General features: G+C 63.5%; 16 protein-coding genes and 1 riboswitch. Of the genes, 5 read left to right on the top strand and 11 right to left on the bottom strand.

Annotation, left to right across the window (positions count from 1 at the left end; genetic code table 11):
* From Mgrana_RS09590 to Mgrana_RS09575, 4 genes are all read right to left on the bottom strand, one after another.
* On the bottom strand, positions 1–398 hold a 398-nt coding region (locus Mgrana_RS09590; protein WP_119357378.1), incomplete at its 3' end, for a hypothetical protein.
* The gene (locus Mgrana_RS09585; RefSeq protein ID WP_119357377.1) at positions 399–1,097 is read right to left on the bottom strand and encodes a 16S rRNA (uracil(1498)-N(3))-methyltransferase; all 699 of its coding nucleotides are present in this window, start codon (positions 1,095–1,097) and stop codon (positions 399–401) included. It lies immediately after the preceding gene.
* Positions 1,098–1,862 carry a 50S ribosomal protein L11 methyltransferase gene (locus Mgrana_RS09580; protein WP_119357376.1) on the bottom strand — a complete coding sequence of 255 codons (765 nt, stop codon included), beginning with the start codon at positions 1,860–1,862 and terminating at the stop codon, positions 1,098–1,100. It lies immediately after the preceding gene.
* A gap of 80 nt (positions 1,863–1,942) precedes the next feature.
* Positions 1,943–2,419, bottom strand: a complete 477-nt coding sequence (locus Mgrana_RS09575) for an FKBP-type peptidyl-prolyl cis-trans isomerase (RefSeq protein ID WP_240631312.1) — start codon at positions 2,417–2,419, stop codon at positions 1,943–1,945.
* Between the two features lie 14 nt (positions 2,420–2,433).
* On the opposite strand from Mgrana_RS09575, the gene Mgrana_RS09570 reads away from it, so the two are divergent.
* A complete protein-coding gene (locus tag Mgrana_RS09570; RefSeq protein WP_240631311.1) occupies positions 2,434–3,405 on the top strand; it encodes a CobW family GTP-binding protein in 972 nt (323 codons plus the stop codon).
* A gap of 3 nt (positions 3,406–3,408) precedes the next feature.
* Here the strand turns inward: Mgrana_RS09570 and Mgrana_RS09565 are convergent, their stop codons facing one another.
* Together Mgrana_RS09565 and Mgrana_RS09560 are read right to left on the bottom strand one after the other, a co-directional pair.
* A complete protein-coding gene (locus Mgrana_RS09565; RefSeq protein ID WP_119357374.1) occupies positions 3,409–4,503 on the bottom strand; it encodes a YibE/F family protein in 1,095 nt (364 codons plus the stop codon).
* Positions 4,504–4,552: 49 nt separating this feature from the next.
* The gene (locus tag Mgrana_RS09560; RefSeq protein WP_119357373.1) at positions 4,553–5,410 is read right to left on the bottom strand and encodes a metal ABC transporter substrate-binding protein; all 858 of its coding nucleotides are present in this window, start codon (positions 5,408–5,410) and stop codon (positions 4,553–4,555) included.
* 60 nt (positions 5,411–5,470) lie between these two features.
* On the opposite strand from Mgrana_RS09560, the gene Mgrana_RS09555 reads away from it, so the two are divergent.
* Positions 5,471–5,866 (top strand): Fur family transcriptional regulator, encoded by a 396-nt coding sequence (locus tag Mgrana_RS09555; protein ID WP_119357372.1) that lies wholly within the window; start codon positions 5,471–5,473, stop codon positions 5,864–5,866.
* Here the strand turns inward: Mgrana_RS09555 and Mgrana_RS09550 are convergent.
* Positions 5,853–6,341 carry a TlpA family protein disulfide reductase gene (locus Mgrana_RS09550; RefSeq protein WP_119357371.1) on the bottom strand — a complete coding sequence of 163 codons (489 nt, stop codon included), beginning with the start codon at positions 6,339–6,341 and terminating at the stop codon, positions 5,853–5,855. The two genes, Mgrana_RS09555 and Mgrana_RS09550, sit on opposite strands and share 14 nt — an antisense overlap.
* A gap of 65 nt (positions 6,342–6,406) precedes the next feature.
* On the opposite strand from Mgrana_RS09550, the gene Mgrana_RS09545 reads away from it, so the two are divergent.
* A complete protein-coding gene (locus Mgrana_RS09545) occupies positions 6,407–7,363 on the top strand; it encodes a carbon-nitrogen hydrolase family protein (RefSeq protein ID WP_119357370.1) in 957 nt (318 codons plus the stop codon).
* 47 nt (positions 7,364–7,410) lie between these two features.
* Here the strand turns inward: Mgrana_RS09545 and Mgrana_RS09540 are convergent, their stop codons facing one another.
* The 3 genes from Mgrana_RS09540 to Mgrana_RS09530 all read right to left on the bottom strand — a co-directional run bounded on the left by Mgrana_RS09540 (position 7,411) and on the right by Mgrana_RS09530 (position 10,902).
* Positions 7,411–8,373, bottom strand: a complete 963-nt coding sequence (locus Mgrana_RS09540) for a peptidylprolyl isomerase (RefSeq protein WP_119357391.1) — start codon at positions 8,371–8,373, stop codon at positions 7,411–7,413.
* Positions 8,374–8,451: 78 nt separating this feature from the next.
* Entirely contained in the window at positions 8,452–9,591 is a 1,140-nt protein-coding gene (gene metX, locus Mgrana_RS09535) for a homoserine O-acetyltransferase MetX (protein WP_119357369.1), read from the bottom strand.
* Between the two features lie 15 nt (positions 9,592–9,606).
* Positions 9,607–10,902, bottom strand: coding sequence for an O-acetylhomoserine aminocarboxypropyltransferase/cysteine synthase family protein (locus tag Mgrana_RS09530; protein ID WP_119357368.1), 1,296 nt, complete (start codon positions 10,900–10,902; stop codon positions 9,607–9,609).
* Between the two features lie 191 nt (positions 10,903–11,093).
* Positions 11,094–11,244: riboswitch (SAM riboswitch) on the bottom strand.
* Between the two features lie 259 nt (positions 11,245–11,503).
* Here Mgrana_RS09530 and Mgrana_RS09525 point away from each other — a divergent pair.
* Together Mgrana_RS09525 and Mgrana_RS09520 are read left to right on the top strand one after the other, a co-directional pair.
* Positions 11,504–12,913, top strand: coding sequence for a phosphohexomutase domain-containing protein (locus tag Mgrana_RS09525; protein WP_119357367.1), 1,410 nt, complete (start codon positions 11,504–11,506; stop codon positions 12,911–12,913).
* A 10-nt stretch (positions 12,914–12,923) separates the two neighbouring features.
* Positions 12,924–13,496: a hypothetical protein gene (locus Mgrana_RS09520; protein ID WP_240631310.1), complete on the top strand. Its 573-nt coding sequence runs from the start codon at positions 12,924–12,926 to the stop codon at positions 13,494–13,496.
* Between the two features lie 6 nt (positions 13,497–13,502).
* Here Mgrana_RS09520 and Mgrana_RS09515 read toward each other — a convergent pair whose 3' ends face one another.
* Positions 13,503–14,735: a vanadium-dependent haloperoxidase gene (locus Mgrana_RS09515; RefSeq protein ID WP_240631309.1), complete on the bottom strand. Its 1,233-nt coding sequence runs from the start codon at positions 14,733–14,735 to the stop codon at positions 13,503–13,505.
* Positions 14,736–14,774: the final 39 nt, after the last annotated feature.

Raw genomic sequence — 14,774 nt, 5'->3', positions numbered from 1 at the left:
GGATTGGGGGGTGGGGCCGGGGGAGACGGCAGCAGCGGGGTTCCCAGCTCGAGCTGCAGCAGAGGGCTATTCTTCACCAGGACAACCAGGCGGTAGTAGCCCTCGTCAATCCGATCAAAACGGGCTTCAAACTCCCCAGGCCCCTCGGCCCAGATGGATTTCTCCTCAAAAAGCTGCTCGTCTTTATACCAGCGCAGCTCGAGGTAGCCTGGCTCGGGCATCCGCCGCAGGCTGAGCTTGACCACGGCTCCGTGCTCCACCACTTGGATCGTGCCGCTGAGCATCACCCGGTCAGGAAAGGCCGCCTTGCCCGGATCCAGCGGTACGAAGGTGTAGCGGCACCCCAGCAACACCGCCAGCCCCAGCAGCGCCCAAACCCCCCTGAAGGCCTTTCGCATCTATAAACCTTCTCCTGCCGTCACCAAGCTCAGCAAAGCCACCGGTGCGGTCTCTGCCCGCAGGATACGCGGCCCCAATGTGACCGGAGTGAACCCCCGATCCTCCAGTAGGCCCACCTCGGCCTCGGCCAAGCCGCCCTCCGGACCAGTGAGAAGCGCCGTGGGCCTCTGTGGATCCAGGAGGTCACGGACGCGGGCCGAAGCCCCCGGATGGGCCACAAAGCCCTGCTCTACCCGCGGGATGCTCGAGAGCGGCAGCAGCGAGGCCACCTCGGGGATCCGGCTGCGCCCCGACTGCTTGGCCGCCTCGACCACCACCCGGCGCAGCCGCAGGAGCTTGCCCTCGCCCAGCTCACGCACCACGCAGTGCTGGGTCAGCACCGGCACCAGGTGAGCCACCCCCAGCTCGGTGGCGGCCCGGGCCACCTCCGCCAGCTTGTCCCCTTTGAGCAAAGCCAGATACAGCGTAACCGGCTGAGGGGTCTCCCGGTGGGCAGGCCAGGTCTCCTCGACCTGCAAGCGCACCAGCCCCGGCTCTAGGCTCAGAACCACGGCGCGACCCTCGAGCCCCCGGCCATCAAACACGGTCAGCCGGTCACCGGGCCGAGCCCGCAAGACCTCCGCCAAATGCCGGGCCTCGCGCCCGGAGAGCTCGAGCTCAGGCTGTATCAGCGTGACAAAGGCACGGTGCGGGCGCATCTATCCTTTTTTGGCGTAGGTCAGGCAGATCCACTCACCTTCCTGCCGCCGCTCCAAAAGGCCGAAGCCCTGGGCCTCGAGGGCCTCCCGCACCAACCCTTCGCGCTGAAGCAGGATTCCGGTGAGGATCAAGACCCCACAAAGCCCGAACGCCGAAGGGTACTGCGGGGCCAGATGGACATGCAGCTCAGCGTAAAGATTGGCCACCACCAGGTCAAAAGGACCTTCGGCGGCCCCCAGGCTCCCGGTCAGGAACTGGGGATTCACCCGGTTGGCGGCGGCGTTCGCTCGAGCCAGCGGAATGACCGCGGGGTCAACGTCTACCCCAACCGCTTCCGCTCCCAGCATCGCCGCAGCGATAGCCAGAATCCCCGAACCGGTGCCCAAGTCCAGCACCCGCGTCTCGGGTTCGACCCGCTGGGCCAAAGCTTCTAGGGCCATCCGGGTGGTCTCGTGGTGCCCGGTGCCAAAAGCCATCCCCGGCTCGAGCACGATGCGCTTTTCCTGGCCAGTCCACGAGTGCCAGGGAGCGACCACCACGAATGGCCCGGCCACCACCGGTTTCAAATCGCGCCGCCAGGCCTCGAGCCAGTCGGTGTCCGGCAGCTCCACCCACTCCCCCGGCAGGGGCAGCTCAATGCGCTGGGGAAAGTAGGCCCAGACCTCACCGGGGCGTTCCTCGAGCCCCCGGGCCCCCAGGTCAAAGAGCAGGGGGGAGTAAGTGTCTAAGGTTTGGAAATCACCTTTCAGACGAAACACGTGCACAGCTCCATAGTATGCCAGAAGCCCCGCTCGAGCCCCGGCCTAAAGCCAGACCGCCCAGATCCCAGCGTTCCAGGCTGCACTCAAGGGTGTACCCCTCCCTCCCCATGGACATGCCCATGGGCCACCTCCTCGGGCTCGGCCAGGCGAACGCTGTGAATGACAAAGCGATACTCGAGGGCCTTCCCTGCCCAAGGGGGATTGGCGTCCAGCACGACCTTCTCTCCATCTACCGCAACCACTTGGTATAGCCGGGGCTTTCCCTCGGCATCCTCCGCACTGAAAACCTCTCCCACTCGAGGGGTTCCCGGAAGCTCGGAAGCCCCCACCTCAACCCGCAAGGCAGGGTTGTAGGCCCCATACCCCTGCTCTGGCGGTAGGGTTACGGTGTACTCACCGGGGCCTTTCCCCAGCAGGGCCGCCTCGAGGCCGATCGGGAGTTCTCGGGCAAACCCCGTCAGGATGGAGAGCGGATGCTCGCTGCGGTTTACGGCCTGGCCCTCTACGCGCAGGGTGTACTCGAGGCGAATTACAAAGTGCTGCGGCACGTTCACCCTCATACCCTAACATCCCCATGCTGCCAGCGCTCGCGGTGGGGTATCGTGGGGCTATGCGGTTCCAGAAGCGCATCCCCGTAAGCGTGATCGGCGGTTTTTTGGGCGCCGGCAAAACCACCCTGGTCAACCATCTGGTGAGCACCGCCCCGTACCGGTTCGGGATCATCGTCAATGAGTTCGGCGAAACCGGGATTGACGGCAGCCTGATTGAAAACGTAGATACCGACGGCATCGCGGAGCTCTCCAACGGCTGCTTGTGCTGCGTGGGGCGCGACGACTTGGTCTCGGCGATGTTTAAAATCACCTCGCGAAAGGACCCCCCCGATTATCTCCTGATCGAGCTCTCCGGCCTGGCCGACCCCGTACCGGTGGCTCAGACGGTGATGGACCCCTTTGCCCGGACCAAATTCGAGCTGGATGGAATCATCGGTGTAGCCGACGCCCGCAACCTCGAGCAAACCCTGCGCGATGGCCCCGAGGGCGCAGTGCAGTTGGCCTATGCCAACACCATCGTGCTCAACAAAACCGATCTCGCCACCCCCGAGCAAATAGACCAGGCCGAGCAGCTCCTCCAGCAAATCAACCCCCTGGCCGAGGTACGGCGGGCCGACCATTCCAAAGCCGATCCCCAGGCCCTCTTGGGGCTCAAGGCCTTCGGCCTGGAATGGAAACCCCAGGGCTACCAACACCTCCACGCCCCCAACCTGCAAACCTTCACCCTCACCGCCGAGCGGCCCTTGGAGCGCCATAAGGTCAACGAGTTCATCGACAGCCATTTGATCTCGCGCCCCAACGCGGTGTTCCGCGCCAAGGGGTTTCTCCAGGTGCGGGGCTTCAAGCAGCAAATCCTGTTCCAATCGGTGCGGGAGATCTTCAGCCTCGAGCAGGCCAACCAACCGGCCCAGGCCCCTTCTAAGCTGGTGGTCATCGGTCGCGGCCTCAACCCGCTCGAGTACGAGGAGGCCTTCCGGGCCACCCAGCAGCGCTAACCCCTAGCGCTGAGGCCAGCGCCGCTCGAGGTAGTCCAACCTTTTCCCCCGCAGCAACCAGGCCGCTATCAACGTGGTCAGCGGCACTGCCAGCACCAGGGCCAACGAGCCCAAGAGCATCGAGACCAGCTCTCCAGCAAAGGCCTCTTGGTTGAGCAAAACCAGCAGAGGAACATCGCTGAGGTGTACCAGCAGCAGCAGCGGTAGGGCCCCCGCAGCGTAGGCCAAGATCAGGGTATTGACCAGGCTACCGATGTGGTCAAACCCCACGCTCATACCGCGGTTGTACAGCTCGCGCACGCCATAGCGTGGATTGGCCTGCACCAAGGCCTGCACCACCGAGGCCTGGGTCACGGTCACATCGTTCAGCGCTCCCAAAGCTCCCACCACCACACTGGCCAAGTACAGCGAGACCAGATCCAAGTTTCCCAGGGCAAATTGGGCCAAAAAGGCCTCCTCTGAGCTGAGGCCGGTGAACTGCATCCGCTCGGCAGCCAACACCGCCAGCACCAACGCCACCAACGCCGCCACTGTGGTGCCCAGCAGGGCTGCGCTGGTCTTGCGGTTGATCCCATGAACGAAGTAAATCGAGAGCACCAGAATGCCAAAGGCCCCCACGAAGGTGATGAGCAAAGGGTTATTTCCCTTAGCGATCTCGGGCACGATGAATAAGGCCAGCACCGCCATGCTGGCGAGGGTTCCGAGCAGGCCGCGCAGGCCCTTCCCCCGCCCCAACAGCCCCACCACCACCACAAATAAGGCCAACAAGCCCCACAGGTCATTCAGGCGGTAAGGCTCGGTGAGGTAGGCGGTACCCCCGCTCTCATAGACCACCACGGTCTGTCCGGCATGGAACTTGGGCAGGGAGATCTTGGTGGGAGCTCCTTGAGCGGTGGGGTCGGCGGTGGGGAGCTGGGCCTCGAGGTTGGCCCCGGCCACCTGCACGGTGGCGGTTTTCTCGCCCAGGCTTACAATTTTCCCAATGCGGTACTGCCCCTGGGCTTGGGCAGCATTACCGGCAGAGGGATCGCTCGAGGCACCTTGGGGTTGAGCCCAGGCTAAGGTAAACCACACACATAAAGCCAGCAACCAAGGCATAGGGCGACTCTATGCCCCTAAAATGAAGATGGGGTGTAAAACCCCCCCCTTATTTGAAGGACGCGCATACCGCTGCACCATTGGCTTCCAGGAGCTTTAGGTAGGTGTTGACGGTGCGGTCGAATGCGTCGGAGTAGATCAGGGCCACCTTGGCTCTGGTAGCCTCGGCAAGGGCCTTGGCTTCATTTTTGGGGAACTGGGGCTCCGCAAAAACCGTAGTGACCCCTTGACGCTGCATGGCCTGGGCCAACTGGGCAAAGCGGCGGGGGCCTTTTTCTTGACCGGCGAAATCCGCGATACTGCCTACATCGGTGATGCCGTAGTGCCTCGAGAAATAGGCCAGGGCTTCGTGTTGCGAGACCACCTTGCGGCGGGAAGGAGGTATCCCCGCCAGGCACGCTTGCACCGCTTGGTCGGCCTTTTGAATCGCCTGAATATAGCGGGCTGCGTTAGCGGTATAGGTGGCCCGGCCTGCCGGATCCAGCCGGATCAGGGTGTCACGAATGCGTTCGACGTAGCGAATCCCGTAGGTCGGATCGAGCCAAAGGTGGGGATCCGGCGTCCCTTCGCCGGTGGTGATCAGGCCGGGCTGTCCCTCGCCCAGCAGCACCTTCAAGGCATCCTGGGGAGCCTGGGCAGCAATCTTGGCGAAGAAGGGCTCGAGCCCCAAGCCATTGCCAAACACCACCTTGGCCTTGGAAACCCCCACCAAAGCCGAAGGCTTGGGTTCGAAGCTGTGAGGATCGGCAGTGGGGGGTGCAATCACCGTAAGGGCTATCCGGTCCCCCCCAACGTTCTTCACCATATCCGCGATGAAGCCCGTTGTGGCCGCCACCGGAAGAGGCCCCTTCTGGGCCAGACCCACCGTCAGCCCCAGGCCAACCATCAGTGTGAGCAGCGGTTTCATAAAGTTAATAATGATAATCCATTATCATTTTGTCAAGTACGGATTTGCTATCCTGGGGGTATGGAACGCAGTACCCGCCAACGCCAGGCCATTCGCGCGGTGTTGGAAGAGATAGACCGCCCGCTTTCCCCGCAAGAGGTGCTGAGCGCTGCTCAACACAAGGTGCCGGGGTTAGGAATCGCCACGGTTTACCGCACCCTGAAAGGCATGGTGGAAGAGGGGATGGCGGTAGCGGTTGAACTCCCCGGCAACCCCCCGCGTTATGAACGCTCCGGTAAAAAGCATCACCACCATTTTCACTGCATAGCCTGCGGCAAGGCCTTTGAGCTCGAGGGCTGCCCCGGCGACTTCGCCTTTATGGCCCCTCGAGGGTTTCAAACCCAGGGGCACGAAATCGTGCTGTATGGCCGCTGCGCAGAGTGTTGCCAGCGCAACCCAGGGGCTACAACCCCTTGAGGTAGGCTTCGAGCTGATGGGCCTCGAGCTGGCCTAAATGCTTGGCCACCAACCGACCGGTCCGGTCAAAGACAAAGGTGGTGGGTAACCCTGGAAAGCTCAGCAAATCCGCAAGCCGGGTGTTGACATCCAGGAGCACCAGGGGCAGGCTCAGCTGGGTTTCGCGCTCATAAACCCGGACGGCCTCTGGGCCCTCGCCTTGGTTGACAAACACAAAGATGACCCCCGGGTTGGCCCGTGCCGCATCCAGCAGCATCGGCATCTCCCGCCGGCATGGGCCACACCAGGAAGCCCAGGCATTGAGCACGACCGGTCGGCCCTTGAGCGAACCCAAGGCAAAGGGCTGCCCATCAAGGGACTTTAGGGTCAGGGTGGGTAAGGTTTGAGGTTTTGGCCCCACCGGCCGCATAAGGTACAAGACGGCTCCCACCGCTAAAATGGCAGCCACCAAAGCCACAGGCCATACGCGACGCATACCGTTTTAGCCTACGCTAAGACAGGAGAGAATTCCGAGGGACAAACCACCCTTACACTGGAAGGGTGCGGGTTCACTTGGTCGGAGTGCAGGCGGAATTGCGGCAAGAACACTACCGTTCGGCCCAAGCGTTTGGCTCGAGGGTACAGGCCCTCACCGCTCAAGCCGTGGCCGGGCTGCCGGTAGGTGAGGCCCGGGTGGTGGCTTTTCCTGAGGCCTTTGCCCTGCCGCTGTTGTTTTGGCTCGAGACCCCGGCCTCGGTCTACAGCGCAAACAGCGCCCTCAGGGCCGCTTTAGAGCTTCTGCGGCAGGAGTGGCGGCAAGCCCTACGCCTGGCGCTTCCCAGCCCCACCGCGTTTTATCACCTGCGGGCCCGCACCGTCTGGCCGCTCTACCAAGAAACCTTCGCTGAGGCGGCGCGCTCGGCTGGAGCCTACCTAATCGCCGGCAGCCTGTTCAGCCCCCGGATGGACTGGGAGCCGGCCCGCAGGCTGCACCCCCAGGGCTGGGGGGTGTATAACCTCTCGCTGGTGTTCTCGCCCCAGGGAACCGTGCTCGCGCGGGTCCCCAAGGTTAATCTGACCTCGAGCGAGCGCACGGCCCTGCTCTCGAGGGGTCAGAGCGGCCAGGGCCTCATTCGCACCCAGATCGGCACCCTGGCCAATCTGATCTGCCTGGATGCCTTTCACGAGTCCATGATCGAAGAAGCCGACCGCAGCGGGGCCTGGTTAGTGGTGCAGCCCTCGGCCAATGCCGCCCGTTGGGAAGGGCCCTGGTCAGGAGACCCCACCCAGCAAGAGGGCCAGGTCTGGCTGCGCGAGGGGCTCGCCCGTAAGCTCATCGGGCGGGAAAATCTGCGCTATGGCCTCAACCCCATGCTGAACGGCAATCTGTACGAGCTTTCCTTTGAAGGCCGCAGCGGGGTCTACGCCGCAGGCCAGCCACTGGCCTTAGCAGAATCCCCGGTGGGGGATGCCGTCGTCCGGGCCAGCGTGGTTATCCAGCCCACACAAGCCTCCTAAGCCAACTCCCCGCGTCAAGCGGGGAGTTGTGGCCACTTACACCTGAGCTACTGCTTCGGAGCGGCCTCCGAAGGACCCAGATTCTCCGGGAAGAGTTTGATGCCTACCTGGTCAGCCCTATGATCCAGGTACTTTTGCAGGGCCTCGCTTTGCACCCGCTTGCTGAGCTCAGGCTCGACCTCCTCAAACGATTGATACCCCGCGGGCTCGATCTTGCTGAGATAGATCACGTGAAAGCCAAACTGGGTCTGTACCGGCTTCTTGCTGGTCTCACCCGGCTTCAGGGCTACCAGCGCGGCCTCAAATGGGGCCACATAGGTACCCCGTGGCTCACAACCCAGGTCTCCCCCCTGATCCTTGCTGCCCGGATCCTGCGAAAGCGACCGGGCCAGCTCTGCGAACGCCTCGCCCTTGGCCAACCGGTCAATCACCTGCTGGGCCTCCTTAGCGGTCTTGAGGAGAATGTGAGCCGAGCAGTAGCGCGTGGGAACAGCAAAATCGCGCTTGGAGAGCACATACAGCACCTTTAGCGCGGCATCGCTGGGCTGGAATTTCCCCTCCAAGCTCTCGAGGTACGCGTTGTAGGTCAGGGCCTCATACACCAGGCGCCGGTAGGTGGCGAGGTCGGGAATCCCCGCCTCGGCAAGGGCCTTGTCCAGCGCTTCAGGCGAATCAAACTGCCCTTTGACTTCCTCAATGGCGGCATCCACCGCCTGGTCCTTGGCCGCAAACCCCGCGGCCTCAGCGGCTTGGGTGATTGCGGTCTCACGGGCCATGCGCTCGAGGAATTTGGGCTTGTAAACGTCCAGGCTGGCCGCAGCCTCAGCAGAATAGGGCAACCCCTGGCGCTGCAGCGCGTCGTGAACAAAAAGGTTGAATTGCAGATCAAATTCGCTCTTCAGGATATTGCTCTTGCCAACCGTAGCCACCACCGGGTCGGTGGGGGTGGTCTGGGCACTCGCCAAAGCCACTAAAACCAGTCCGCTCCAAAGGGCCGTTCGTATCATCATCTCCGCCTTTCCCTGCCAAAACCGGCCCACGCTGGGCCGGAGCCCCGTCATGTTAACATGCCGGGATGATCGGGGGATTTAGATGAACTCGGCCAGAATACGCTCGACCTGGTCGGTCTCGATCAGGAAGGCATCGTGTCCGTGGGGGCTGTGAATCTCAGCGTAATGCCCCCCAGCCAGCCGGGCAGCCTCGCGCACCTCGGCCGCGGTGTAGAGCAGATCCGAATCTATGCCCACAAACAGACTGGGAATGCCCTGGAGGGCCTCCAAAGCCCGATCTACCCCGCCTCTCCCCCGCCCCACATCGTGGGTATCCATGGCTCTGGAGAGGGTTAGGTAGGCGTTGGCATCAAACCGACGGGCGAACTTCTCCCCCTGGTAAAGCACATAGCTTTCACCCCGCTCCGGAGTATGCCCCCAACGCAAGTTAAAGGAGTCGGGGGAGCGAAAGGAGAGCATGGTTAGGGCTCGGGCCATTTGCAGCCCTAGGGGCTGCTCGGAATACTCCCCCGATTGGTAGGCTGGGTCTGATTCAACTGCCTCCCGCGCCAAACGGTTAAAGGCTCGAGCCCACGGCCCATGAACCGCAGGGGTTGCCAGCACCACCAGCTTGTTCACCCGCTCAGGGAAGAGCAGGGCAAATTCCAGGGCCACCATCCCCCCCAGGCTGCCCCCCAGCAAGGTGACCCGCTCAATGCCGAGAAAGTCCAGCAGCCGGGCCTGAGCCCTGGCCATATCCCGCACGGTGATGAGCGGGAACTCTGAGCCGAAAGGCCGTCCGGTCTGAGGGTTGAGCGAGGTAGGACCGGTGGAGCCATAGCAACTCCCGATGTGGTTGGCGCAGATCACAAACTGCTGCTCGGTGTCGAGCATCCGCCCAGGTCCGGCCAGTTCATCCCACCAACCCTCGCTCCCAAAGGCCTGGTCTAGCTTGGGCAAAGCGGCCAGGGTTTCATGGGTATAAGAGCCCGCCAGATGGGCCGACCCGGTCCAGGCGTGAAAGACCAAGACCGCGTTATCGCGCTCGAGGTTCAGGTGGCCATAGGTCTCGTAGCGCAGCCGCAGCTCGGGAAGAAGCCCACCGTACTCGAGCCGAAACCCTCCCGCCACCAAGGCTTCCGCCGGGACCGGCGGCGGAACCCGGCCTCGGCTCTTGGGCGGCTTGATGAGGAGAGCCTCGTGGTCCCCCCAAGCTTCTTGGATGAGGAGTTCGGTCATGGCGATTCCTTTGGCTCAGGCCCCCACTTTTTCCCGCAAGGCCTGCTTGAGATCGGCCTGGAGATCCTCCAGGGCTTCCAAGCCCACCGAAAGCCGCACCAGCTCAGGATTCACCCCTGCGCGAACCTGCTCCTCGGGGCGGAGCTGGGAATGGGTGGTGGAGGCCGGGTGAATCGCCAGGGTGCGGGTATCGCCCACATTGGCCAGGTGGGAGATCAGCTCGAGGCGGTTAATAAAGCCCTTGGCCGCCTCATACCCGGCCTTGAGGCCAAAGGTGAGCACTGAACCGGGTCTGCCCCCGAAGTACTTCTGGGCTTTGGTGTAGCTGGGGTGGTCATCCAGGCCAGGGTAGTTGACCCAGGCCACCTCGTCCTGCTCACGCAACCAGTGGGCCAAGGCCAGGGTGTTCTCCACATGCCGCTCAGAGCGGAGGGAAAGGGTCTCGAGGCCCAGCAAGAGCACCCAGGCCTCAAACGGCCCCAAGGCCTGGCCCTGGTCGCGCAGCCCATCCACTCGAGCTTTGAGGATAAAGGCCAGATTGCCGAAGGCTTCGGTGAGCTTCAGCCCATGATACCCCGGCTGCCCCTCGGCCACCAGCGGATAACGTCCATTGTCCCAGTTGAAGTTCCCCCCATCCACGATCAGTCCGGCGATGGCCGCGCCGTGCCCACCAATCCACTTGGTACCGGAGTGCAGCACCACATTGGCCCCCCACTCCAGGGGCCGAAACAAATACCCACCGTGGCCAAAAGTGTTGTCCACCAGCAGGGCGATCCCCCGTTCCTGAGCCGCCGCCGCAATGCTCTCAAAATCGGGGATATTGAGGGCCGGATTGCCCACCGATTCCAGATACCAGGCCCGGGTTTTGCTGTCGGTGAGGGCAATAAACTCCTCAGCGGTCTCGGCCCGCCCGGTGAAGCGGGCCTCGATGCCCAAGCGGGGCAAGGTGACCTTGAACTGGTTGACCGTACCTCCATAGAGGTTGGGGGTAGAGACCAGGTTGTCCCCGGCTTGGGCGATGTTGGTGATGCTCAGGAACTGCGCGGCATGACCCGAGCTGGTGGCCAGGGCCGCCACCCCCCCCTCCAGGGCCGCGATGCGCTTCTCGAGCACATCGGTAGTGGGGTTCATGATGCGGGTATAGATGTTGCCGAACTCCTGCAGGCCAAACAGCCGCGCAGCGTGGTCAGCGTCTTGAAATTGATAGCTGGTGGTGGCGTAGATCGGTACCTGCCGTGCCCCAGTGGTGGGGTCAGGGCGGTAACCGGCGTGGAGCTGCAGGGTCTCGAAGTGGAGTTTCTTGTCGGACATGGCTTTCTCCTACCTTTGCTCCCGGTGCAGGGAGCTGCCGCATGGATTTAGGGCCGGTCAAAACCATCCCGGTAGGAGTTTGGCCTAACAGCAAAACCCCCTACCCAGCGTTCTCTATCGAACTCGAGGAAGGGGGCTCAAACATTGAGTTAGCACCCTTCTCTTATCTTTCCCACAACGCCTGCGATTGTGCCTAATCGTGAAATGCTGTGTGCCTACAGCAAATCGGGGGCGTTCAGGTCGGAGTTAGCACCCTCTCAGAAGCGCCGGTAATGGGGCGACGATTCTGTTGGGTTGCTGCGGCTTCGCAGGGCCGAATCCCTCTGCCGCTCTGGATAAGAGAACTTATTGATTTGGTTTTCCCCGCGCCCCAGCGCGGATACCAGCGAGTGTAGTGGGGAGGCCTCGAGCTTGTCAAGTCAGGGAAGTGCCCCTCGAGGGGAGGCGGCCTCGAGGGGCACATACACCAGCCCACGGCAAGCTGGCGGGCGGAAACTCCACCTCGGAGCTTCAAATACGGCCAGGCTTAAGGTAGCAGGTCGGGCGTTATTTCCGCGTTATGCACTCGGGCGGGCTCTGGATCCAGTAAACTAGCCCAGGTATGGCAATCCACTCGAGCGATCCTGCTGCCCTTCGCCTCAGCGCCGCTGGATGGCGGGGAGTCATTGGGGAGGAGTTCACCTTTGCAAACCTGGGCGACCTGGCCCAGGCCTATGCCAGCGCCCTGCTCGAGCAGGGGGCAAAACGCGCGGTGGTGGGATATGACACCCGCTTCATGGCCGGGAAGTTTGCCCGCCACGCGGCCCACATCCTGGCGGCCAACGGCCTCGAGGTCCACCTCTCCAAGAGCCCTCTGCCCACCCCGGTACTTTCGTATGCGGTGCGGCAGCTCCAGGCCGACGGTGGGATGATGGTCACCGCCGGCCAGCGTCCGCCCGAGTACCTGGGGCTCGAGTTCAAAGGCCCCCAGGGGGAACGCGCGGGCTCCACCCTCATGAGCGAGATGGAAAAACGGCTGGGCCGCCCGGTCCAGACCGACCCCAGCGCTCCCATCCACCCCTTCGACCTGCGCAAACCCTACTACGATGCCCTGATGCACCAGCTCGACCTAGAGGCGCTGCGGGGCTACGAGGGGGTGATGTACCACGATAGCCTGGGAGGGGCCGGGGCCGGATGGCTGGCCGGGTTCGTCAAGCATGCCGGGCTGCGGCTCGAGCTGCGGGAGCTGCACGCGGTTCCCGATCCGATGTTCTATGGGGTCAAGCCCGAGCCCACCCCCCCCAACGAGTTCACCGTTATGACCGTGCTCAAAGCGGAGGAAGGCCAGACCTTTGCCGCGGTCACCGATGGCGACGCGGGTGGGGTCGGCGCGGTGTTGGCTGGAGGGGCCGCCTTGGGCAGCCATCAGGTCTTCGCGGTGCTGCTGGCTCACCTGCTGCGCAAAGGATGGCGGGGAGCGGTGGTGCAAGGCGTTGGGGGTTCCGGGCTGATCGAGCGCCTGGCCGGGGCCCGAGGGCTGGAGTACATGACCCTCTCCGCGGGCTCCAAGCCCCTCTCCGCCGCCCTGCTCGAGCCCGGGGTGTTGATCGGTGGGGAGGCTTCGGGCCGAATCGCGGTGGCCCGCCACCTTCCCGAGCCCGACGGACTCTATACCGCCCTGCTGCTCCTGGAGTCGCTAGTGGTGAGCGGGAAGGGCCTGGGGGAGCAGGTGGCCGAGCTCGAGGCCGAGGCCGGGTTCCGCTCCTACTACCAACACCTCGAGCTACAGTTCCCCACTCTAGAGCAGCTCCAGCGGGGGATGCGCCAAGCCCGCAGCCCTAAACCCCTTGCTGGGCTGACCGTGGTCAGCCAGGACACCCCGGACGGGATCCAGTGGGGCCTCGAGGGGAAAGGTTGGCTGCTGCTTTGCCCCTCAAATACCGAGCCCCTGCTACAGGTGTATGCTGAGGCTCAGGACGAAATAACCCTCAGGGCCCTTCTCCAAGAGGCCAAAGCCCTGATGGGAGCTTGAGGGGGACCGCTTGCGAGCGCTGATTGGCTGGGTTTGGTTGCTGTTGAGCCTCGCAGGGGCTCAAAACGCTGTGGTAGAACGGCGAATCTCCTCGGAGGGGGGCGTACTCCAAATCCCTGGAATCACCGTGACCATTCCCCCCCAAGCCCTCCATCTTCCGGTGCGGTTTCGCCTCGAGCGGCTGCGGGCAGTTCCCAAGATCCCTCCTCAAGACGGGGTTTTCTTCATCCAGCGGGTTCCCGAACGGGAGGTGATGGGAATTTATCGCCTCTCCAGCAGCGCCACCGACTTTCTGCGCCCCATCTCCATCGAGGTCAAGGTCAACCCCCCTTTCAAAGCCGGCAGCCCACCCACGGTCAGCGCGGTGTACCTCTGGGATGGTGACCGCTACGTGAGCAATCAGGTGCCCAGCAGCAGCGAGACCTTTGCCCAGTCTCGGCTCCAGCTGGGCCTAGGGGCCGGGGCTGGGGGGTATCCCGCAGGGCTGGTGGTGGTGGTGTTGCGGGCCAGCGAGTTCGAACTCAAACGCACCTGCCTTTCCTTAGGGGGCCGCTGGACTGGCACAAGCTGTGAAACCCGTTAGGGGGCCCTAGTTTCCCGCATGGACTACACCGCCGGCCTCGAGCACCTGCTGCCCCACCCGCTCCCCCAGATCCAGGCCCCCGGAGCCGTCGAGGAACCAATGGATTCCGGCCCCGATCCTCGAGTCGCTGGCCTCTTTAGCCATGGCCGCAAACGTGGCCGCCGCATCGGGTAGCAAGGCGGAGAGCACCGTGGCCGCGGCCCCACTGATGGTGGAGTGCCCGGACGGATAGGCGGGGAACTTGGGGGTGCGCAGGTAAGGAGCCCATTTTGGGTCCAGGGTCTTCACCCACTGGTTGGGGCGCGCCACATAGTAGGCGAATTTGTCCCGCCAGCAGGCAATAAAGGCGTTGTGCATGGCGATGTTGAGGGGGGTTAGTACGGCCACGGCTCCCTCCGCGCCGACCTGACGATCCTTGAGCATCGCCACCACCGCCTCCTGCCACAGCCCCGCCGGGGTGACCGTCCCCCCGTCCCCAGCCCATTTATCCGCAATGGCCTTGTCCCGATCGGTTAGCTGTTGCTGCTTCTGCCAGAACGCCGCGCGGTCCTGGGCAAACTCAGGGGAATCCCAGGCGGGAGGGGGGGTAGCCCGGGCCAGTTGAGCATTGGAGATACCGATGGGCACCAAATTCCCCCAGCCCGGCTCAACCGCGGTGTACCCTAAGGTGAGCTCCCAGACTCCCGGAGCAGCCTTGGGGTATTCAGGGATAACCTGGCGGTTGGCCCCATCCTTACGGGCAAAGGCCACAACCTGCATCCCGATCTGGCGCCCAGTCTCGCTCGAGGCCAGGAGGCTCTGAGGGCTGGCTCCGGCCTGTGCGGCGGCCTGGTAGAAGTCTCGCGCTGCTCCCCGCACGGCATCTTTGAAGTTGGGGAAGGTCGGGTGCAGGTACAGCATGACCTCTCGAGCGGCCGCGGCTACCGCCACATTGGCATCGGCCCCAGGCCGCTGGGCCAACGCCGCCAAAGTGTCGTTGGCGGCCACCGAAAGCAGGGCTAGGGCTCTGGCGGTACGGGGCGGGTTCAGCATCTGCGTTTGTACGGCCAGCAGCTCTAGCCGCTCCAGCTCGTCCAGGGTGGCCCATTCCAGAGGGGTGTAGGGGGTTTGGGGCAGCTGGGAAAGGGAGCGCTCGAGCGCCGGGGAAGGGGTTGCAATCCAGCTTTTGGCCTGGGCCAGCGATACACCCATCCAGGCCACAAACAGTCCAAGTCCCAGCCAGAAAACTTGCTTTTGCATGAGGTCAGTCTAAGTCAAAACATTCCCTTGTCCAGACTT

Origin of the sequence: Meiothermus granaticius NBRC 107808 (assembly GCF_003574355.1) — a bacterium.
Lineage (GTDB): Bacteria > Deinococcota > Deinococci > Deinococcales > Thermaceae > Meiothermus > Meiothermus granaticius.
Note: the sequence above shows the minus strand (reverse complement) of the source record. Positions and strands in the feature narration are given on the sequence as shown.